The following is a 19,121-nucleotide window of genomic DNA, read 5'->3' as shown; positions in this document are numbered from 1 at the left end:
CGGAAGGGACCTGCCGTGTTCGGCAACTATCTGATCGGGCTGCGCGAGGGGCTGGAGGCCGGACTCGTCGTCTGCATCCTCGTCGCCTATCTGGTCAAGACGGACCGCAGGGACGCGCTGAAGCCGGTGTGGGCCGGCATCGGGGTCGCCTGCGGGGTGTCCCTGGCCTTCGGCGCGGCCCTCGAATTCGGTTCCCAGGAGCTGACGTTCGAGGCCCAGGAGCTGCTGGGCGGCACCCTGTCGATCGTCGCTGTCTGCCTGGTCACCTGGATGGTGTTCTGGATGCGGCGCACCGCACGGCAGCTGAGGGCCGAACTGCACGGGAGGCTGGACGCCGCGCTGCGGATGGGCACCGGCGCCCTGGTGGCCACGGCGTTCCTGGCGGTGGGCCGGGAGGGCCTGGAGACGGCCCTGTTCGTCTGGGCGTCGGTCCGGGCGGCGGCGGACACCGCCGGCTCGTCCGCGCCGCTCGCCGGCGTCCTGCTCGGCATCGCGACCGCCGTGCTGCTCAGCTGGCTGTTCTACCGTGGCGCCCTGCGGATCGACCTGGCGAGGTTCTTCACCTGGACCGGCGGGATGCTGGTGGTCGTGGCCGCCGGTGTGCTGGCGTACGGGGTGCACGATCTGCAGGAGGCCCGTTTCCTGGGCGGCCTCGCCGAGAAGGCGTTCGACATCAGCGCCGCCGTCCCGCCGGACAGCTGGTACGGCACCCTGCTGAAGGGCGTGTTCAACTTCCAGCCGAACCCGACCGTCCTCCAGGTCACGGTGTGGGCGCTGTATCTGGTCCCGGCACTCACGCTGTTCCTCACCCCGGTAGGGTTCGGACGGTCAGTGCGGGGCGGCGAGGAACAGAAGGCAACCGATGAGCAGGCTGGGTCGGGCGGCGACGGGGCTCGCGGCGGTGACGGTGCTGTCGCTGACGGCGAGCGGGTGCGTGACGGTGCACGGCGAGCTGGAGGTCGTACCGTCGGCGACGAGGGCTGAGGCCGAGCAGGCCCTCCAGGACTTCACCGACGCCTACAACGCGGCCGACAAGGCCTACGACCCGGCGCTCGACGCGGGCCGGGTCACGGGCGCGCTGGGCGCCATCAACCAGGCGGGCCTGAAGGCCCGCAGCATCACCACGCCCGGCGGGAACCCACGGCACCGCCCGCTGGAGCTCAGCGACACGACGTACCACATCCCCAAGAAGGCGGGCTGGCCGCGCTTCTTCGTGGCGGACGCCGACAGCAACCGGGACACCGACTCCGGCGACCTGGACAGCCGCTGGCTGATCGTGTTCGTCAAGAACAGCAACAAGCAACTGTGGGAGGCCGCGTATCTGGCGATCCTCTCCCCGGCCGAGGTGCCGAAGTTCCGCACGGACCAGGAGGGCTGGGCGGAGCCGGTGGCCCCGGACTCCGACGCGACGGCCGTCACCCCGCGCGACCTCAGCGAGGAGTACGCCTCGTACCTGCGGACCGGCAAGCCGCAGCACTTCGCCGACGGCGCGCACACGAGCGGATGGCGGCAGGTGCGCGAGCAGAACGGCCGGCGGGCGGGGCTGAGCACGCAGTACGTCGACCAGGCACTGGACACCGGGGACTTCGCGCCCCTCGGGCTGGCCACGGAGGACGGCGGGGCGCTGGTGTTCTTCGCGCTGCGCTACTTCGACCGGCAGACGGCCGCGCAGGGTTACCGGCCCAAGGCGAGCCCGGACGTGAAGGCGCTCATGAACGGTGTGGTGAAGAGCACGCTCACCAAGGAGTGGGTGTCGAGCCAGGCGGTGACGGTGGCCCCGAAGGGTGCCGCCGGCCCGCCGGTGCGGATCATCAGCCGGCTGCAGGGTGTGACGGCGGCGCGCGGCTCGTAGTACCGCGCGGACCCTTCCGGGGCGCGGCGGCGGTCATGGGCACCAGGGGCACCGGGGCGTGCGGCAGGGCCGGGCGACTCGGCGGGGCACGGGCGCGACCGCCGAGCACCTGACCGATCCGGCGGCGCGGGAAGGCGGAAACGCGACGGCTCGGGGGCGCCCGGAGGCGCAACACGTCGGCACGGCGTTCCGCGCGGCACGGGCGTTCCGCGCGGCCCGACACTCGACGGCCCTACGCCCGACGGCTCAACCCAGCGGCTCGGCGGCCCGACATGCAGCGGCTCAGCGGCTCGACGGCCAGGCCACCGTGTGGTGGTCCGGGTCGTGCTGCCCGGTCTTCTCCGCGTACCTGGTACAGGCGTCCGCCAGCGCCTCCAGCAGGGTCAGCGGGTCCGGCAGCGGATGCTCGGGACCGCGCACCCAGGCGACACCGAGACCGCCGGGGAGCCGCGAGGGCGGTACGAGGACATAACTGCCGCGGCTGTGCCAGCGCAGGCCCGGATGCTCGTCCATCGTCCCGGGGTGGCAGTCGAGTTCGCAGGGCCACCACTCGTCCTCGTCCTCGGGCGTGCCGCGGGTCGCGGTGAAGAACAGCATCCGCCCTTCTCCGGACTCGGTGACCGGACCGACCTCGGTGCCCTCCGCGAGCAGCCGCTCCAGCGCGGCCCGGCCGGCCTCCAACGGTACGTCGAGGACGTCGTGGACCATGCCGGTGGCGGTGATGAAGTTCGCCTCGGGCCGGTCCTCCGCCCAGCGCTCGACGGAGGCGGGATCGTGCGTGGACTGGGTCTGCCAGGCGAACGAGACGGGGTGCCGGGCGGGTGTCGGACAGCCGATGCGCTCACAGGAGCAGCTGTATCCCGCGGGGTGCGCGGCGGGCGCGAGCGGGAGTCCGGCGGCGGCGGTGGCCAGGAGCTGGTCCAGACGGTCCCGGGCCCGGCCGGCCGCGGCGCCGGCGGCATCCTCCCGGGAGCGGCGGCGCAGCCACTGCGGCAGCCGGTTGTCCCAGGAAAGCCTGCTCTCCGTGCCGCGGTAGCGGCCGTTGCCGTCGCCCATCTATCCCCTCACATCTCCCTGCTCGCCCCGGCTCGCGCGGGTGCGGCCGCGCGTCGGCACTGGTGCCATCGTCCCACCATCGGGCGCGCCGGGCGGCCGCACCCCCCGATCGAGTGGCCGAAACGCCGGTCGGGACGGGGGACGGGGCCGGTCAGGGGCGGGGGCGAGGCGGGTCAGGGGCGGGGGGCGAGGCCGTGGAGGGCGTACTCGACGACCCTGTCGGCGTACTCGTGCGTGAGGGGCAGGGTACGCAGCAGCCAGCGGTGGGCCAGCGGTCCCACGAGCAGTTCCAGGGCGATGCGGGGGTCGACGCCGGGGCCGGCCTGCCCCGCGTCCTGGGCCGCGCGCAGCCGGTGCACGTACAGCTCCAGCTGCGGTTCGAGGACCCTCTCCACGAACTGGGCGGCGAGGGCGGGGTCCACGACGCTCTCGGCGGCGAGGGCGCGCGCGGGGGCGTCGTGGACGGGCGAGTTGAGTTCGTCGACGGTGGCGCGCAGGACGAGCTTCAGGTCCTGCTCCAGGTCCCCGGTGTCGGGGAGTTCGTGCTCGCCCTGGGCGGCCTGCTCGGCGACGTCGAGGAAGGCCTCCAGGAGGACCGCGGCCTTGGAGGGCCACCAGCGGTAGATGGTCTGCTTGCCGACGCCCGCGCGGGCGGCGATACCCTCGATCGTCGTCCGGGTGTAGCCGACCTCGCCGACGAGCGCCAGGGCGGCCTCGTGGATGGCGCGTCGGGAGCGCTCGCTGCGGCGCGAGGAGTCGGGCTTCCTGCTCTCTGGCATGGGCCCAATCTAGCAATGTCCGCGACGATACGTATCGTCTCGGTTCATATCAGGCGTACGTCCGATGAACCACCCGATCGGATCACTGCGCGAAAGCGCCGGAGGCCGCACCATGGCCTCACGCACAACCGTGCGCCCAGTCGTCCGTGAGGAGCCCGCATTGCCTCGTGACGCCAGATCCCGCCGCTACCTCATGTGCCCACCCACGCACTTCGAGGTGACGTACTCCATCAACCCCTGGATGGACCCCGGGAAGCCCGTCGACCTGTCGCTGGCGATGACCCAGTGGGAGGTCCTGCGCGACCGCTACCGCGCACTCGGCCACACCGTCGAACTGCTCGAACCCCGCGAGGACCTGCCGGACATGGTCTTCGCCGCGAACGGCGCCACCGTGGTCGGCGGCCGGGTGCTCGGCGCCCGCTTCGCCTTCCCCGAGCGGGCCGCGGAGGCGGACGCCCATCTCGAGTGGTTCCGCGCCCACGGATTCACCGAGATCCACGAGCCGGCCCACATCAACGAGGGCGAGGGCGACTTCGCGGTGACCTCGACCTTCGTACTGGCCGGCCGGGGCTTCCGATCGAGCCCGCTGTCGCACGACGAGGCGCAGGAGTTCTTCGGACGGCCGGTGATCGGGCTCGATCTGGTGGACCCGCGCTACTACCACCTGGACACCGCGCTGTCGGTCCTCGACGACGAGACGGACGAGATCATGTACTACCCCGGCGCCTTCTCCCCGGGCAGCCGCGCGGTCCTCGCCCGCCTCTTCCCCGACGCCCTCGTCGCCCGCGAGGCGGACGCGGCGGCATTCGGCCTCAACGCGGTCAGCGACGGGCGCCACGTCCTGCTGCCGCAGGCGGCCCTGGGCCTCTTCGACCCCCTGCGGGCACGGGGCTTCGAACCGATCGGGATGGACACGGGCGAACTGCTGAAGGGCGGCGGCAGCGTGAAGTGCTGCACTCAGGAGCTGCGCGTCTGAGTGCCGGAGGCGGGGGCGGTCCGCCGCCCCCACCGACCCCGCGCCCGCCTGCCCCGCGCCCGCCGGCAGCCCCAACCGGCCGGCTCAGGCGTCCTCGGCGTCCGGAGGCGGCCAGGCGGCGCCCCAGGACGTGTCGCGCGCCGCGCGGTAGAGGGAGCCGTGGCGTTTGGCGACCGTCTCGCGGTGGAGGGCGCCGTCGGCGGAGCACAGCTCCAGCAGCACCTGGCCCTTGCGGATCTGCGGCTTCCGCGTCACCCGGGAGGGCGCCGGGATCGCCGGGTCCCTGGTCGCGGCGACATAGGCGAACTTCTCGTCCTCGTAGGGCAGCGAGCCGCCCTTCACCCGCCGGTGGAGCGACGACCGGCTCACCCGCGCCGCGAAATGGCACCAGTCCGCGCCCGGCACGATGGGGCACTCCCCGCTGTGCGGGCACGGCGCCGCCACCCGCAGCCCCGCGTCCACCAGCAGGTCCCGCGCCGCGATGATCCGCTCGTAGCCGTCCGGCGTGCCGGGTTCCACGACCAGGACGGTCCGCCCCGCCGCCGCGGCCTGGCGCACGACCGCCGCCCGGATCCGCTCGTCGAGCTCCTTCAGCACGTACGAGACCGTGATCAGGTCCGCCGGCTCCAGCCCCATCGACTCGCCGATCCGCGCCCGCCGCCAACGCGCGCCCCGCAGCGCAGGCGAGTCCGCGGACGCCGCCAGCTCGCGGCCGAGCTCCAGCGCGGGCTCCGCCCAGTCCAGAACCGTGGTCCGGTGCTCCCCCTCGGGCCAGGCGTCGGCGACCGCCCAGCTCGCCGCACCCGTACCGCCGCCGATGTCGGTGTGGGTAGCGGGCGTCCACTCGGGCGCCGCCGCCCGGAACGCGTCGAGCGCGGACCGTACCGCCTCGAACGTCGCGGGCATCCGGTACGCGGCGTAGGCGGCCACGTCGGCGCGGTCGCGCAGCACCGGCGCGTCGGTCGGAGTGTCCCCCCGGTAGCTGGCGATCAGGCGGTCCACCGCCTGGGCGGCGCGGCCCTGCGGCAGTCCGTCGAGGAGACCGGCGAGGGCGTCGGGGAGGGTCGTGTCCACCGGCGAATTCTAGGCCGCGACCGGAGGGGTCGCCCCACGAGGCCCCCGGCGTCCGGCAGGGCGCTCCAGGAAGCGGAGCGGCAGCCCTCCGGCACGGTGCTCCGCGAGGCCGAGAAGCGCCCTCGTGCCCTGCGGCCCCCGGCGACTCCGAGAACGCCCGCGAGGCGCCGTGCGGGCGTCGGGTGCCCGAGAGCCTTCCGCCGTCGGCACCGGGCACGGCGACGCCCGTGGCCGGTACGGAGCAGTCCCGGAACGAGGACTCGGACGAACTACTGTGCGTACACGCCCAGTTGCTAATCTGGCGGCCGTTGTGCCGGGCAACGCTCGTCGGGGGGACCATGAGACAGAGGATCGTGCGCACGGCCCTGGCGGCCGGCGTCGCCGTACTCTCCATGATCCTTCTGCTCGCCACCTGCGGCGGCGGAGGCGGGAAGGACGGCGGAGGCGGGAAGGACGAGGACCGCGGCGACGGGCCGCAACGCCCCGAGAATCGCGTCTCAGGCCCGGTCACCGAGCTCACCGTCCCCGCCTTGTACGACACCGCCAGGGGCTGGGAGGTCCCGGACGCCTCGCCCGACCACGCGCTCGCCACCCGGTCCGGGCTCATCGCCTATCTGGAACGGGCGCAGCACACCCGTTTCCGGCTGCGCACGCTGTACACCGGCACCGGGCGCCCCGGCTGGTCCAGCGAGCCCTTCACCCCGCTCGCCGGCGCGGAGAACTTCCCGCGGCTGCTGTCCATGGCCAAGGACGACCGGCAGTTCTTCGTCGTCTGGTCGTACGGGAAGACGGGCCGCGGCTCCCTCACGCCCTCGGGCCCCTTCGTCTCCCTCGACGTCTACGACGCGGTGGACGGCTCGCGGCGGCGGGTGGAGGTGCCCTGGACCGGCGCGCCGACCGTCTCCGCGGCCGGACCCGGCATCCTCATCGGCGACGGCGGCGCGCGCAGCGCGGTCGTGGACCCCGACAGCGGCGAGGTGTCCGTGGTCCCGCCCGAGGCCCTGCGCCCGCCGAAGGGCTGCGCCACCTGCCGGCAGCTCACAGCGGTCCAGGGGGTGACGGCGAAGGGCCTGCTGGTGCGCGGGGCCCGGGAGTTCTGGGTACGCGACGGCTGGTTCAGCCGGAACGTCGCGCCGCGCGGCGCGGACCGGGCGAACGGGGCACCGGTGTCCCTGGTCTCCGGGCGACTGCTCGTACGCTGGCAGAAGGCGAAGGGCACCGAGGCGGCCACCACGCGCGACCTCTGGGCGGTGCACGACGCCGCGTCGGGCCGGCCGCTGGTGGCGGCCGAGTGCCACAAGCCGGCGATCGAGCCGGGCACGTACCCGCAGGCCGTGCTCTCCCCCCGGCTGCGCTACCTCGCCGCCGGGAACCTCGCCTTCGACCTGGAGAAGCGCATCGGCCGCTGCTTCGAGGAGCCGGACGGCACGCGTCCGCTGACGCTGACGACGGTCACGGACGCGGGAATCGCCTACGGGGCGACCGACGCCCGCGGCCCCGCCGAGGCGCTGGCCGGCGTCGGGGCGCCGCACGTCGTGGACCTCGCGAAGGGCGTGGCCGAGCCGCTTCCCCGCAGCGTCCGACTGCCCACGGCGGAAGCCTCGGGCGTCGGCGTCTTCCGGTGGACGGACAACCGGGACCGGCTGCACCTGATCGGCTACGTGCGCGCGGACCGCCCCGCCCCGGCCCCCTGACCTCGCGGAGGGGCGCCGAGATCGGGGCGGCGCGGCTGCCCCTGTGCCCCGGGCCCCCTGCCTTCGGGTCCGTACCGCCGGGCCCGTGCCCGAGTACCCGTGCCTGCGTCCCTGCCCCGCGAACCCGTCTCGACCGGCCCCGCTGATCCCACGGGCCCCGCCCATCGCACCGGTCCGTCCCGAGCCCCTGGCCACCGCGTCGCCACGCCCCGCCGCTACGTCGCCTCGCTACGCGGACCGGCGGGCCTCGTCCGCCTCAGCCGTCTCGTCGGCCGTCGGCCGTACCGCCGCGTCCTGGGGCCCCCGCGCCCGCCACGGTCGGCACAGACCCAGGAAGCAGCCCACCGCACCCAGCGCGCACACCAGTTGGACGACGGCCATCGGCACCGCCGTCGCCTCGCCCGCGATCCCGACGAGCGGGGAGGCGATCGCCCCGACGAGGAAGGAGGACGTGCCGAGCAACGCCGACGCCGATCCGGCGGCGTGCGGTGCGCGCATCAGGGCCTGGGCGTTCGTGTTCGGCAGGGTGACGCCCATCGCCGACATCAGGACGAAGAGCCCGGCGGCCACGGGAAGGAGTCCTCTCTCACCGAAGACGCCGGCGGTGACCAGCAGCAGCGCGAGGGCCGACAGCGCGATCACGGCGAGCCCGAAGCCCAGGACCTTGTCCAGGCTGACCCGGCCCACCAGCAGCTTGCCGTTGACCTGCCCCACCGCGACCAGGCCGATGGAGTTGACGGCGAAGAGCAACCCGAACGTCTGGGGCGAGGCGCCGTAGAGGCTCTGGACCACGAACGGGGAGGCCGAGATGTAGGCGAACAGCGCGGCGAAGGCGAGACCGCCCGCCAGCGTGTAGCCGGTGAAGACCCGGTCGGCGACCAGCGCGCGCATGGTGCTCAGGGCATGGCCCACGCCGCCGCTGTGGCGCCGCTCCGGAGGCAGCGTCTCGTGCAGCCACTTCGCCACGACGAGGGTGAGCAGTACGCCGATCCCGGCGAGGACGTGGAAGACGCCCCGCCAGTCGGTGACGCGGAGGACCTGGGCGCCGACGAGCGGTGCCACGATCGGGGCCACCCCGGAGACCAGCATCAGCGTCGAGAAGAAACGGGCCATCTCCACGCCGTCGTAGAGGTCGCGCACGACGGCCCTGGCGATGACGATCCCGGCCGCCCCCGCCAGTCCCTGGAGCAGCCGGAAGGCGATCAGCATCTCGACGCCGGTCGCGAGGGCACAGGCCGCGGTGGCGGCCACGTACACCGCCATACCCACGAGCAGCGGACGGCGTCGGCCCCATCTGTCGCTCATCGGGCCGACGACGAGCTGGCCGAGGGCCATACCTGCGAGGCAGGCGGTGAGGGTGAGCTGGATGGTGGCGGCGGGCGCGCGGAGATCCCCGGTGACCTCGGGAAGCGCCGGGAGGTACATGTCCATGGATAGCGGCGGGAGCGCGGTGAGCCCGCCGAGGACCAGTGTGACGAGCAGACCGGCCCGGCGTGCGGCCGCGACCGCGGCGGGCACCGCGGCCCGGGACGGGGAGGGGGCCGCCGCCGGAGAGGAAACCGGGGCCGGGGACGAAGCCGGGGACGAAGCCGGGGCCGGCAACGGGCCGGACGCGGCGGGGGATATGTGCTCTGGGGTGGTCGGCCCGCTCTCCGGCATCAACAGCTCCTGTCCTGGTCGTCGCCCCATATGCTCTCAGTCCGTCCGGAGTGGTCGCGGCCGGTTCCCGGGCACCGGCGGGAACGGAACGCAGGACCGGCGCCGAGAACCGGGGAACCAACGGGACCGGGGACCGGGCGGGGGCCGGGGCCGGGGCCGGGGCCGGGTCCGGGTCCGGGTCCGGGTCCGGGTCCGAGGGATGCGTACAGGTGACGCGGTGCGGTGAGGTGCGCCGGTGACGGCGGGATCGCGGCGGCGCTCACGGCGTAACACCGACGCGCCGCCGGACGCGGAGGCGTCGCGGAGGCCGTCCAACCGGCTGCGCGGGCCTTCGCCAGGGTGGGGAGTCGGGGGCCCCGGAAGGACTTCCCGCCGGCGGGCGGGAACACGGGCCCGCGTCCCTCAGGCGCGCGGGCCCGCCCCTCCCGGGGTGGCCGTGGCCGCCCCGGTCACACCGGCTCGAGCCCGGGGTCGCCGGCCTCGGTGACGAAGGACGCGGCCGTGGTGACCGGCGCGCCCGGGGTCGTCACCGCGGAGACCGTACGGAAGTCCGCACGGGCGAGCTCGGTGGTCAGTGTGACCTTCACATAGCCGCGGCGGCCGTTGTAGAACCTCATGTGCGGGTTGGCCCGGGTGAGGTTGTCCCAGTTGGCGGGCTTCTCGGCGCCGTCCTTGCCGCTGCTGACGGACGTGGCGACGAACTCCGTGCCGACCGTTCGCGAGGACGGGTCGTCGAAGTCCTTCTTCAGGTCGAACGCGTAACCGACGTGGACATCGCCGGTGAGGACGACGAGGTTGTCGATGCCGGCGGCCTCGGCACCGTCGAGGACCCGCTGCCGGGAAGCCGGGTAGCCGTCCCAGGAGTCCATCGAGAGCTTGAAGTCGGGCGTGGGGAGGTTGCGCCGCCGGGCGAACGTGACCTGCTGGGGCACCACGTTCCAGACGGCGTCCGAGGCCCGCCAGCCGTCGAGCAGCCAGCGCTCCTGGGTCTCGCCCGTCATGGTGCGCGCCGGGTCCTCGGACTCGGGCCCGGGGGTCTGCCAGCCGTCGCCGTACGCCTGGTCGGAGCGGTACTGACGGGTGTCGAGCACGTCGAACTGGGCGAGGCGGCCGAATCGCAGCCGGCGGTAGAGCCGCATGTCCGGGCCGGCCGGCCGCTGCGGCCTGCGCAGCGGCTGGTTCTCCCAGTAGGCGCGGTACGCGGCGGCGCGGCGCAGCAGGAACTCCTCCGGCGGGACGTCGTTCTCGGGCGTCTCCCCCGCGTAGTTGTTCTCGGTCTCGTGGTCGTCCCAGGTGACGACGAAGGGATGGGCGGCGTGCGCGGCGGCGAGGTCCGGGTCGCTGCGGTAGAGCGCGTAGCGCAGCCGGTAGTCCTCCAGGGTGACGGTCTCGCGGTTGAAGTGGGCGGGCAGGAGCCGGTCGGTGTGGTTGCGGGCGCCGCCCACGGCGTTGACGGGGTACTCGTAGAGGTAGTCGCCGAGGTGGAGGACGGCGTCCAGGTCCTCCCCGGCGAGGTGCCGGTACGCGGTGAAGTACCCGTCGTGGTACGCCTGGCAGGAGACGGCCGCGAGCCTCAGCTCGGCGATCCGGGCACCGGCACGGGGCGCTGTGCGGGTGCGTCCGACGGGGCTGATCCAGCGGCCCGCGCGGAAGCGGTAGTGGTAGACGCGATCGGGGTCGAGTCCGGTGACGTCCACGTGGACGGTGTGGTCGAACTCGGGGTGGGCGGTGGCCTGTCCGCGTCTGGCGACGCGGGTGAACCGGGCGTCGTGGGCGATCTCCCAGCCGACCCGGATCCGGGCGGGGGGCAGCCCGCCGCCGGGCTCGTACGGGCGGGGCGCGAGGCGCGTCCACAGCAGTACGGAACCGGGCAGCGGGTCCCCGGACGCCACGCCGAGCGTGAACGGGTCCTCGGTGAGCTTCCCGGTGTCCAGTTCGGCGGCGGCCGCGGTGCCGGCCGCGGGCAGGTTCACGGCGAAGGCGAGCGCCGCTGCGGCTCCGGTGACGGTCAGGAAGCGGCGGCGGCCCACGTGCCGGGCAACGGCGCGGAGTTCGTCCGAGTGCAGGTGTACGGATGTCATCTGGCCCTCCCCTTGCGGACGTTGTCACTCCGCATTTGAGCGGGACCCGGCGTCCGCGGATTGTCCGGTACACAACATCCGCGTGTCGGACGGATGAGAACCCCGGAGGTCCCTCTGCCGTACGCTGCGGCGCCATGAACGCAGAACGGAGAAGTGCGGTGGTCACGGGCGCCGGCTCGGGCATCGGGCGCAGCGTCGCCCTGGCGTTCGCCGGCGCGGGCTGGTCGCTGGCGCTGGCGGGCCGGCGGGCGGACGCGCTGGCGGAGACGGCCTCACTGGCCGGCGGGGCGGACGTGCTCTGCGTCCCGACGGACATCACGTCCCCGGACGCCGTCACGGCGCTCTTCACCGCGACGCGGGAGCGTTTCGGCCGGGTGGACCTGCTCTTCAACAACGCGGGCACGTTCGGCCCCGGCGGGGTGCACCTCGAGGACCTCCCCCACGAGGCGTGGCGTCATGTGGTGGACGTCAATCTGACGGGGTCGTTCCTGTGCGCCCAGGCCGCGTTCCGGGTGATGAAGGACCAGGACCCGCAGGGCGGCCGCATCATCAACAACGGCTCCATCTCCGCGCACGCGCCGCGTCCGCACTCGGTGGCGTACACGGCGACGAAGCACGCCGTCACCGGGCTCACCAAGTCGCTTTCCCTGGACGGCCGCCCCTATCGCATCGCCTGCGGCCAGATCGACATCGGCAACGCGGCCACGGAGATGACGGCCCGAATGGAGACCGGCGTCCTCCAGGCAGACGGCCGCACCGCCCCCGAGCCGGTCATGGACGTGGACGACGTGGCCCGGACGGTGCTGCACATGGCGGAGTTGCCCCTGGAGGCGAACGTGCAGTTCGCCACGGTGATGTCCACGACGATGCCGTACATCGGCCGCGGCTGACTGGCCCGGTCGCGCCGCGTGGGGCGTCGGGACGGGCGGACCGACGGCCCGCGGTGTACGGGTGGGGCGGGCGCGGTCGTCCCGACGGCGACCGGGACCACGGCCGGTGCCTCGCACCTTGCGCCACTCGTGGCGCGTCACCCTCAAGCGCCCCAACGCTCAGGACGGGAATCCCGGCCGGGTCCGCAACTTCCGCCGACGCCTCGGCCTCCTCCCGGAACCAGAGCCTCCGCGCGTCCGCCCGAACGGCCGGAATTGACCGACGCATGCCAACAATCTCGGTCGGCACCCTTGCCTTCTCCGGGAGTTCCTGCCCCAATGACAACCGTCCCTGACTGCCCATCAGCCCCCTCCACCGGGGCCGGTGCCCACGCAGGCAGCGGCGGTCGGCGACGCCATCCGTGACCCCCACACACGAAGGCGGGACCCCCGATGAAGCACCGCGCACTCGGCACCGGCACGGCCCTGCTCGCCGCGACGGCCGTCGGCGCCCTCGCCCTGGCCCCGGCAGCGCTCGCGGTCGAGCCCACGACGGCGACCCTGTCGTTCGACTGCGGCTCGCTCGGATCCGGCGAGGCCTCGCTCACGGCCACCCAGGACGGCACCGCGGCCACCATCACCCTGTCCACCTCCGCCGTCACCTCGCCCTTCCCCCTCTCCGCCAACTCCGTCCGCTCAACCCTCACTCTGACCAGGAACGGCTCCGGCACGACGACGTTCACCGGCAGCGCCAACCCGGCGATCCCGGCCGGCGGCGCGGTCTCCACCGGCCCGCTGAACGGCACGGTCGCCGCGGGAGACAGCCTCGAGGCGGCGTCCCTCCAGATCGTCGTCTTCGGCATCACCGCGACCTGCAACGCCACCTCGCCGCAGGACCCCGGCCCGTTCGTCTTCTGACGCACACGCCACCCGCCGGCCACCTCGAAGCACGGTGTCACCGCCACTCCACCGACGGTGACACCGCCCGGGGGCGGCGTCCCCGGACGCCGCCCCCGGAACCTCCCGGCGCTCCCGGCCCGCCCGGCTCCCAGGACCCGGACCCCGGCTCCGGCTCCGGCTCCGGCGGGCACCCGGGCGTGCTCCCGGGCGTGCTCCCGGCGCCCGCCTCCGCAAGTCGACCTACCATGAAATGCGAGGTACGGGCGCATTTGCCGCGAGGCAGAGGGAGGACCGACCTGTGACTGCTGAGGCGCCGGCCTACGAGGCGGCCCGCCGAGCGGGCGCGCACGGGGGCCCCGGGACCCCCCGGTACCTGCCGATCTCCGAACACGGACTGATCGGTGACCTGCGCAGTGCCGCCCTCGTCGGGACCAACGGCACGATCGACTGGTACTGCTGCGGCCGCTTCGACGCACCCAGTGTCTTCGCGTCGATCCTCGACGCCGAGAAGGGCGGCCGCTTCGAGCTGGCACCGGACGTACCGGCCCGGACGAAGCAGTTCTACTTCCCCGACACGAACGTGCTCATCACGCGCTTCTTCGCGGAGGACGGAGTCGGTGAGATCCAGGACTTCATGCCGGTCGCCGACGACTCGCGGGAGGCCGACCGGCACCGGCTGATCCGCCGGGTCATCTGCGTCCGCGGCTCGCTGCCGTTCCGGGTCATGGTCGCGCCGCGCTTCGACTACGGCTGCCAGACCCACACCGTCCGCATCGAGGGCGACTATCCGGTCTTCGAGTCGCCCTCACTGAGCCTCTCGCTCACCTCCAGCGTTCCGGTCGAGACCGACGGCCGGGACGTGTGGTCGCTGTTCAAACTGCACGAGGGGGAGACGGCCGTCTTCGCACTCGACCGGCTCGGCAGCGGCGTCGTGCCGCGGGCATGCCCCACCGCCACGGCCGAGGAGGCGTTCGGGGCCACGGTGCGCTACTGGCGGCGCTGGCTCTCCACCTCGCGCTACCGCGGCCGCTGGCGCGAGATGGTGCACCGCTCGGCTCTGACGCTCAAGCTGCTCACCTACGCCCCCACCGGCGCCATCGTGGCCGCGCCCACGACGAGCCTGCCCGAACAGATCGGCGGCGAGCGCAACTGGGACTACCGCTACGTCTGGGTCCGCGACGCGGCCTTCTGCGTCTACGCCCTGCTCCGGCTGGGCTTCACCGACGAGGCTCAGGCGTTCATGCGGTTCCTGACCGAGCACGTCTGCGTCACGTGCGGCGACGGAGGTCCCCTGCAGATCATGTACGGGATCGACGGCCGCCGTGAGCTGCCGGAGCGCGAACTGCGCCATCTCGAGGGGTACCTGGCCTCCTCCCCCGTCCGCGTCGGCAACGACGCGGTGGACCAGCTCCAGCTCGACATCTACGGCGCGCTCATCGACTCGATCTACCTCTACGACAAGTGGGGCGAGCCGATCTCCAGCGAGCAGTGGGACCACGTCTGCGGCATCGTCGAATGGGTCTGCGCGAACTGGGACCAGCCCGACGAGGGCATCTGGGAGACGCGCGGCGGACGCAAGTGCTTCCTGTACTCCCGGCTGATGTGCTGGGTCGCGATCGAGCGCGCCATGCGCATCGCCCGCCGCCGGGGGCTGCCAGCGGACATGGCGCGCTGGGGCGGCGTCCGCGACGCGATCTACCGGCGGATCATGCAGCGCGGCTGGTCGGCCGAGCGCCACACCTTCGTGCAGCACGAGGACGACAGCGTCCTCGACGCGGCCCTGCTGATGATGCCGCTGGCGAAGTTCATCTCCCCGACCGACCCGAAGTGGCTCACGACCCTGGACGCGCTCGGCGAGGAACTGGTCTCGGACTCCCTGGTCTACCGCTACGACCCGCAGGCCAGCCCGGACGGGCTGCGCGGCGAGGAGGGCACTTTCTCCATCTGCTCCTTCTGGTACGTGGAGGCCCTGGTCCGTGCCGGCCGTCCGGACGAGGCCCGGCTGGCCTTCGAGAAGATGCTCACGTACGCCAACCACCTCGGCCTGTACGCGGAGGAGATCGGCCGCACGGGCGAGCAGAACGGCAACTTCCCGCAGGCGTTCACCCATCTCGCGCTGATCAGCGCGGCGTTCAACCTGGACCGTGCACTGGGGTGAGCGCGTGGGCCCCGGGGTGGCGGCTCGGACGGGGTGTGAGCGGCCCGCCATCCCACCCGCACCCGACAGCGGGATCTCGAGCACCACTGCTCGATGTCGTCGGCCGTCCCTTGTGCGCACGTACGCCCGCCTCGTCCGCGATGTCCCGCAAATGCGTGTGACCCTGCTCATGATCAGCCGACGTCGCTTCAGCAAGTTCGTCGACCCTGATGTCCACCGGGGTGTCCACCTGCCCGTTCACCGCCATGGGATACAGCCGGGCCTTGTTCACCCCCGCCTTCTGCTCCTCGGCCATCTGCCGAAAGTGCGCACTGCCGGCCACAGCTGCCGCGCCGGCTCGTTGTGATTCAGCCGTTGAACTGAAAGCGCGCCGACTCGCCGAGCACCGAGCGGGCGCTCTCGAAGTCGGCCAGGCGGGCCGCCACCGTGGCCACGGCGAGGCGTTCCGGGAGGGCGGCGGAGAACTTCAGGCCGCGTACGGCCCGGCGGTCCACGTCGGGCATTACGAGGTTCTCGACGACGCTCTCACGGGCCGTGCGCCAGGCGGCCGGGGTGAGGTCTTCGCGCAGGCGCAGCCAGCTGTCGGTGGGCCGTTGCAGAGGGTCGGCGACCGACCGGAGGGTGGCTGCCAGGGTGGCGTTGGCGCGGTAGCCGGCCCAGGTCCACCAGCGGACGTCGGAGCCGACACGCGTGATCAGCGTGCCGCCCGGGTGGACGGAGTCGGGTGCGTCGGTTTCTCGCTGTCCGGTCAGGCACGCCTGCGCACGCCGGGTGAGGGAGACCGGCGGATCCGTGCCGAGCAGCACCTCGCGCATGGCGCGCGTCAGGGCGTACGACAGTCCGGCGACGCCGCCGTTCATCCACTTGGCGATTCCGCCGCCGTCCGCCGGTTCGACGAAGACGCGTTTGCGCAGCCAGTCGATGTAGGTGACCTGCCAGCTGCGTCCACCGAGCAGCAACCGCCTGGGGCCGGGGCGTTCCTCGGTGAGCACGCTCGGGTCGGTGCGGCCGATCTCCGTGCGTCCGGACAGGACGGTGAACTGCGGAGGTGCGGTGAAGGAGGCGGTGAGTTCGATGAAGTGCCTTTTGCCGAAGCGGCGTTCCGCCTCGGGGCCGACGAACAGCATCCCACCGTCGCTGTCCAGGAAGCCTTCCTTGGTGAGGAAGCGCAGGATGGGGGCGGCCGACGTGTCGAAGGGGGCGAGGCCGTTCCACTGCCGGTCCCACAACCGGTCGCCCAGCTTGTGCTGTTGCAGGGTGACGGCGAGCAGTTGCTGAGCCACCAGGTGACGCGGCTCCGGCGGGGGGACGACGGGTTCCACCCAGCCCCGCGACCACAGCAGCAGCAGTCCCGCCGCCTGCAGCAGTGTCTCCTCGCGGGTGGCGAGGAACAGACAGTTCCGCTCCGTGCCGGGCCGCCGTCCGGTGCGGCCGATGCGCTGCAGGAACGAGGCGACGGAGGCCGGCGAGTCGATCTGCACGACGCGGTCCAGGTCACCGACGTCGATGCCGAGTTCAAGGGTCGACGTGGAGACGATGACGCAGTCGCGGGCCTCGGCGAACGCCTGCTCGGAGCGGGTGCGTTCATCGACGGAGAGCGAGGCGTGGGACAGGAAGACGGTCACCTCTCGCGCGCGGAGCGCCGCGCCCAGCTCCTCGACCTGGCGGCGCGAGTCGCAGAAGACGAGCCGCTTCTCTCCTCTGTGCAGCGCCGCGATGAGTTTGGCCGCGTTGTCGAGTGAACCGACGTAGTCGAGCTCCACTTCGCCCGCAGGCCTTCCGGCCGGCTCGCGACTCGCCGTGTCGCCGCTTCCGCTGCCGGCTGTGGCCGGCAGGTGCACTTCGGGGGCGACCACCTGGCCGGCGCGGCTGCCGGCGCCCGCGCCTTGCAGCCAGTGCAGCAACTGGGCCGGGTTGCCGACGGTGGCCGAGAGCCCGACGCGCTGGATGGGCCGTCCGGTGACCCGCTCCAGCCGTTCGAGCACGGCGAGCAGATGCCATCCCCTGTCGTCCCCCGCGAACGCGTGCACTTCGTCGACGACGACGGCCCGGACGCTTCCGAGCAGGCGGGCATGGTCGGTCTTGACGCCGATCAGCATCGCCTCGAGCGACTCGGGCGTGGTCAGCAGGATGTCCGGCGCCTCGGCCCGGAGCCGCTGCCGGGTCGACTCCTTGGTGTCGCCGTGCCAGAGCGCGGCTCGTCGCCCCAGCCACTGGGCGTACGCGTCGACCCGGCCGACCAGATTGTTGAGGAGTGCCTTGAGCGGGCACAGGTACAGCACGGAAGTGCCGGTCCACTTCTGCTCGGTCATCGCCGACAGCAGGGGGAAGCAGGCCGCCTCCGTCTTGCCGCCCGCCGTCGGAGCCAGCAGTACGGCGTCCTGGCCCGCCATGAGCGGCGTGATCGCGGCCCGCTGCAGGGGGCGCAGATCGGGCCAGCCGAGGGTGTTCACGATGTGGTGCAGGACGACGGGGTCGAGCCGGTCCAGTACGTCGGCTTGCCCGTCACCCGGCCCCTTCCCGGCCGGGGGTCCCGCGCCCGCCATCACAGCTCCAGGTCGATGTCGTCGGCCGACGCGGAGTCCCGGGAGACCGCGGCGGCCAGGTTCCGCTCGACGTCGGTGAGTTCGCTCCCGGCGACGGTGAGCCGGTAGTGCCGGCGGGGGTCGAAGTCGTCGAACTGGTCCACGCGGTCGAGCACGTCCCCGACGAGCTTCTTCAGGAACAGCCGGGGGGCCACTCCGACCTTCCCGCCCAACGCCCCACCGACGGCCTCCGCGAGGTCGGCGACATACGCGTCGTCGACGACCTCGCGCACGCGCTCGGGCATGTGCGCCGCATCGGAGTACAGGTCACGGATGGTGAGGCCGAGTCCGACCAGGGACTGCTGGTTGAAGCCGGGAAGCCTGATCTGCACGGCGCGAGGGTTGTCGAAGCGCGGGTCCGTGGTGAAGTCGGTGGCCAACCGCTGGGCGAGCGGCGCCAGACGCTGCACGCCCTGCTGACCGTCGTAGAAGGCCGAGGTACCCGTGATGACCAGATAGAGGCCGGGGAAGCGGCCCGAGTGCACCTCGTCGATGAGCTGCCGCAGCGCGTTGAGTGCCTTGTCGCGGGCGTCCGAGCGGACCCGCTGCAGCGTCTCCACCTCGTCAAGGACGACGAACAGCCCGGTGTGCCCGGAGTCGCGCAGCACGGTGAGGAGCCCCTGCAGGAACCCGAGCGCGCCGAAGTGGTCGAGGTCGCCGCGTACCCCGGCGGACCGGCGGGCGGAGGCGGCGACGTGCGGCTGGCCGCCGAGCCACGCCAGGACTGCCGCGGCGGTGGCCTCGTCGCCGGCCGCGAGGGCGGCCCGGTAGCCGCGCAGAGCGGTGGCGAACGACGGGGCGTGCCGGGAGACCTCGGCGAGCCGTGCGACGAGCAGCTTCTCCACCTCGCCCGGAAGCTCCTCCTCGGTCGCACCGGCCGCGAGGGCGTCCTCCTCCAGTGCGTAGAACCAGGCGTCGACGACGGGCCGCAGCGCGCTCGGCGGAAAACTGGAGGTGGTGAGCCGTTCGGTGAGCCGCCGGTAGACCGTCTCCAGCTTGTGCAGCGGGGTCTCGTTCTCCGAGATCTGGATCTCGGCCACGGCGAAGTTCCGGCGCTTGGCCCGCTCCCCCAGCCAGCGGGTGAAGAACGTCTTGCCGGACCCGTACTCACCCCGCACGGCCTTGAACACGGAGCCGCCGGTCGCCACGGCATCCAGTTCGGCGTCCAGGGCCGCTTCGAACCGGTCGAGTCCGGTGGCCAGCAGGTCGAGTCCGCTGTCGGGCACGGCACCGCGCCGCAGCGCGTCGATGACGGTACGGCGGCGGGCGGCGCTCACCTGTGCGGGGCGCTGGGATCCGGTGGTGCTCACGGGCAGCAGTCTTCCATTTGCAAGGAGACTCCCGTACCCGGACCGGAGGACGGCGGCCGGTCGGTGGGTCGGCGCTGCACGCGGCACCGCGGCGAGGCGCCCGCTTCGCCGAACCGGTTGACTGTCAC

The 19,121-nt window shown here is 73.0% G+C and carries 14 protein-coding genes; 7 read left to right on the top strand and 7 right to left on the bottom strand.

Annotation, left to right across the window (positions count from 1 at the left end):
• The first annotated feature begins 15 nt into the window (after positions 1 to 15).
• Both efeU and AB0J10_RS10200 read left to right on the top strand, forming a co-directional pair.
• Positions 16 to 984 carry an iron uptake transporter permease EfeU gene (gene efeU, locus AB0J10_RS10205; protein ID WP_363059794.1) on the top strand — a complete coding sequence of 323 codons (969 nt, stop codon included), beginning with the start codon at positions 16 to 18 and terminating at the stop codon, positions 982 to 984.
• Positions 872 to 1,852, top strand: coding sequence for a hypothetical protein (locus AB0J10_RS10200; RefSeq protein WP_363059972.1), 981 nt, complete (start codon positions 872 to 874; stop codon positions 1,850 to 1,852). Before efeU ends, AB0J10_RS10200 begins: the two co-directional genes overlap by 113 nt.
• 282 nt (positions 1,853 to 2,134) lie before the next feature.
• Here the strand turns inward: AB0J10_RS10200 and AB0J10_RS10195 are convergent, their stop codons facing one another.
• Both AB0J10_RS10195 and AB0J10_RS10190 read right to left on the bottom strand, forming a co-directional pair.
• On the bottom strand, positions 2,135 to 2,908 hold the full coding sequence (locus tag AB0J10_RS10195) for a bifunctional DNA primase/polymerase (RefSeq protein WP_363059792.1): 774 nt from the start codon (positions 2,906 to 2,908) through the stop codon (positions 2,135 to 2,137).
• 173 nt (positions 2,909 to 3,081) lie between these two features.
• Positions 3,082 to 3,687, bottom strand: coding sequence for a TetR/AcrR family transcriptional regulator (locus AB0J10_RS10190; RefSeq protein WP_363059790.1), 606 nt, complete (start codon positions 3,685 to 3,687; stop codon positions 3,082 to 3,084).
• Between the two features lie 112 nt (positions 3,688 to 3,799).
• Between AB0J10_RS10190 and ddaH the strand changes: the two genes are divergently transcribed.
• Positions 3,800 to 4,663, top strand: a complete 864-nt coding sequence (gene ddaH / locus AB0J10_RS10185; protein ID WP_363059788.1) for a dimethylargininase — start codon at positions 3,800 to 3,802, stop codon at positions 4,661 to 4,663.
• 84 nt (positions 4,664 to 4,747) lie between these two features.
• Here the strand turns inward: ddaH and AB0J10_RS10180 are convergent, their stop codons facing one another.
• Positions 4,748 to 5,737 carry a small ribosomal subunit Rsm22 family protein gene (locus AB0J10_RS10180; RefSeq protein WP_363059786.1) on the bottom strand — a complete coding sequence of 330 codons (990 nt, stop codon included), beginning with the start codon at positions 5,735 to 5,737 and terminating at the stop codon, positions 4,748 to 4,750.
• Positions 5,738 to 6,075: 338 nt separating this feature from the next.
• On the opposite strand from AB0J10_RS10180, the gene AB0J10_RS10175 reads away from it, so the two are divergent.
• Positions 6,076 to 7,431, top strand: coding sequence for a hypothetical protein (locus AB0J10_RS10175; protein ID WP_363059784.1), 1,356 nt, complete (start codon positions 6,076 to 6,078; stop codon positions 7,429 to 7,431).
• 228 nt (positions 7,432 to 7,659) lie between these two features.
• On the opposite strand, the gene AB0J10_RS10170 is transcribed toward AB0J10_RS10175, so the two are convergent.
• Both AB0J10_RS10170 and AB0J10_RS10165 read right to left on the bottom strand, forming a co-directional pair.
• Positions 7,660 to 9,090, bottom strand: coding sequence for a multidrug effflux MFS transporter (locus AB0J10_RS10170; protein ID WP_363059782.1), 1,431 nt, complete (start codon positions 9,088 to 9,090; stop codon positions 7,660 to 7,662).
• A gap of 449 nt (positions 9,091 to 9,539) precedes the next feature.
• A complete protein-coding gene (locus tag AB0J10_RS10165; RefSeq protein WP_363059780.1) occupies positions 9,540 to 11,171 on the bottom strand; it encodes an alkaline phosphatase D family protein in 1,632 nt (543 codons plus the stop codon).
• 134 nt (positions 11,172 to 11,305) lie between these two features.
• On the opposite strand from AB0J10_RS10165, the gene AB0J10_RS10160 reads away from it, so the two are divergent.
• The 3 genes from AB0J10_RS10160 to AB0J10_RS10150 all read left to right on the top strand — a co-directional run bounded on the left by AB0J10_RS10160 (position 11,306) and on the right by AB0J10_RS10150 (position 15,098).
• Positions 11,306 to 12,061 (top strand): SDR family oxidoreductase, encoded by a 756-nt coding sequence (locus AB0J10_RS10160; protein ID WP_363059778.1) that lies wholly within the window; start codon positions 11,306 to 11,308, stop codon positions 12,059 to 12,061.
• A gap of 432 nt (positions 12,062 to 12,493) precedes the next feature.
• Positions 12,494 to 12,958 carry a hypothetical protein gene (locus tag AB0J10_RS10155; protein WP_363059776.1) on the top strand — a complete coding sequence of 155 codons (465 nt, stop codon included), beginning with the start codon at positions 12,494 to 12,496 and terminating at the stop codon, positions 12,956 to 12,958.
• Between the two features lie 280 nt (positions 12,959 to 13,238).
• Entirely contained in the window at positions 13,239 to 15,098 is a 1,860-nt protein-coding gene (locus AB0J10_RS10150; protein WP_363059774.1) for a glycoside hydrolase family 15 protein, read from the top strand.
• Between the two features lie 347 nt (positions 15,099 to 15,445).
• On the opposite strand, the gene AB0J10_RS10145 is transcribed toward AB0J10_RS10150, so the two are convergent.
• A complete protein-coding gene (locus tag AB0J10_RS10145; RefSeq protein ID WP_363059772.1) occupies positions 15,446 to 17,644 on the bottom strand; it encodes a DEAD/DEAH box helicase in 2,199 nt (732 codons plus the stop codon).
• Entirely contained in the window at positions 17,644 to 18,993 is a 1,350-nt protein-coding gene (brxD, locus tag AB0J10_RS10140; protein WP_363059770.1) for a BREX system ATP-binding protein BrxD, read from the bottom strand. Before brxD ends, AB0J10_RS10145 begins: the two co-directional genes overlap by 1 nt.
• Positions 18,994 to 19,121: the final 128 nt, after the last annotated feature.

Source organism: Streptomyces sp. NPDC049887, from assembly GCF_040656535.1.
GTDB lineage: Bacteria > Actinomycetota > Actinomycetes > Streptomycetales > Streptomycetaceae > Streptomyces.
This window is presented reverse-complemented; position numbering and strand designations above follow the sequence as displayed.

What these genes read in the sequence shown, in the direction of transcription:
- AB0J10_RS10190 (WP_363059790.1), bottom strand. Translation starts at nt 3,687, where the DNA reads ATGCCAGAGAGCAGGAAGCCCGACTCCTCGCGCCGCAGCGAGCGCTCC.
- AB0J10_RS10155 (WP_363059776.1), top strand. Translation starts at nt 12,494, where the DNA reads ATGAAGCACCGCGCACTCGGCACCGGCACGGCCCTGCTCGCCGCGACG.
- AB0J10_RS10145 (WP_363059772.1), bottom strand. Translation starts at nt 17,644, where the DNA reads ATGGCGGGCGCGGGACCCCCGGCCGGGAAGGGGCCGGGTGACGGGCAA.
- AB0J10_RS10160 (WP_363059778.1), top strand. Translation starts at nt 11,306, where the DNA reads ATGAACGCAGAACGGAGAAGTGCGGTGGTCACGGGCGCCGGCTCGGGC.
- AB0J10_RS10165 (WP_363059780.1), bottom strand. Translation starts at nt 11,171, where the DNA reads ATGACATCCGTACACCTGCACTCGGACGAACTCCGCGCCGTTGCCCGG.
- AB0J10_RS10195 (WP_363059792.1), bottom strand. Translation starts at nt 2,908, where the DNA reads ATGGGCGACGGCAACGGCCGCTACCGCGGCACGGAGAGCAGGCTTTCC.
- AB0J10_RS10170 (WP_363059782.1), bottom strand. Translation starts at nt 9,090, where the DNA reads ATGCCGGAGAGCGGGCCGACCACCCCAGAGCACATATCCCCCGCCGCG.
- ddaH (WP_363059788.1), top strand. Translation starts at nt 3,800, where the DNA reads ATGGCCTCACGCACAACCGTGCGCCCAGTCGTCCGTGAGGAGCCCGCA.
- AB0J10_RS10175 (WP_363059784.1), top strand. Translation starts at nt 6,076, where the DNA reads ATGAGACAGAGGATCGTGCGCACGGCCCTGGCGGCCGGCGTCGCCGTA.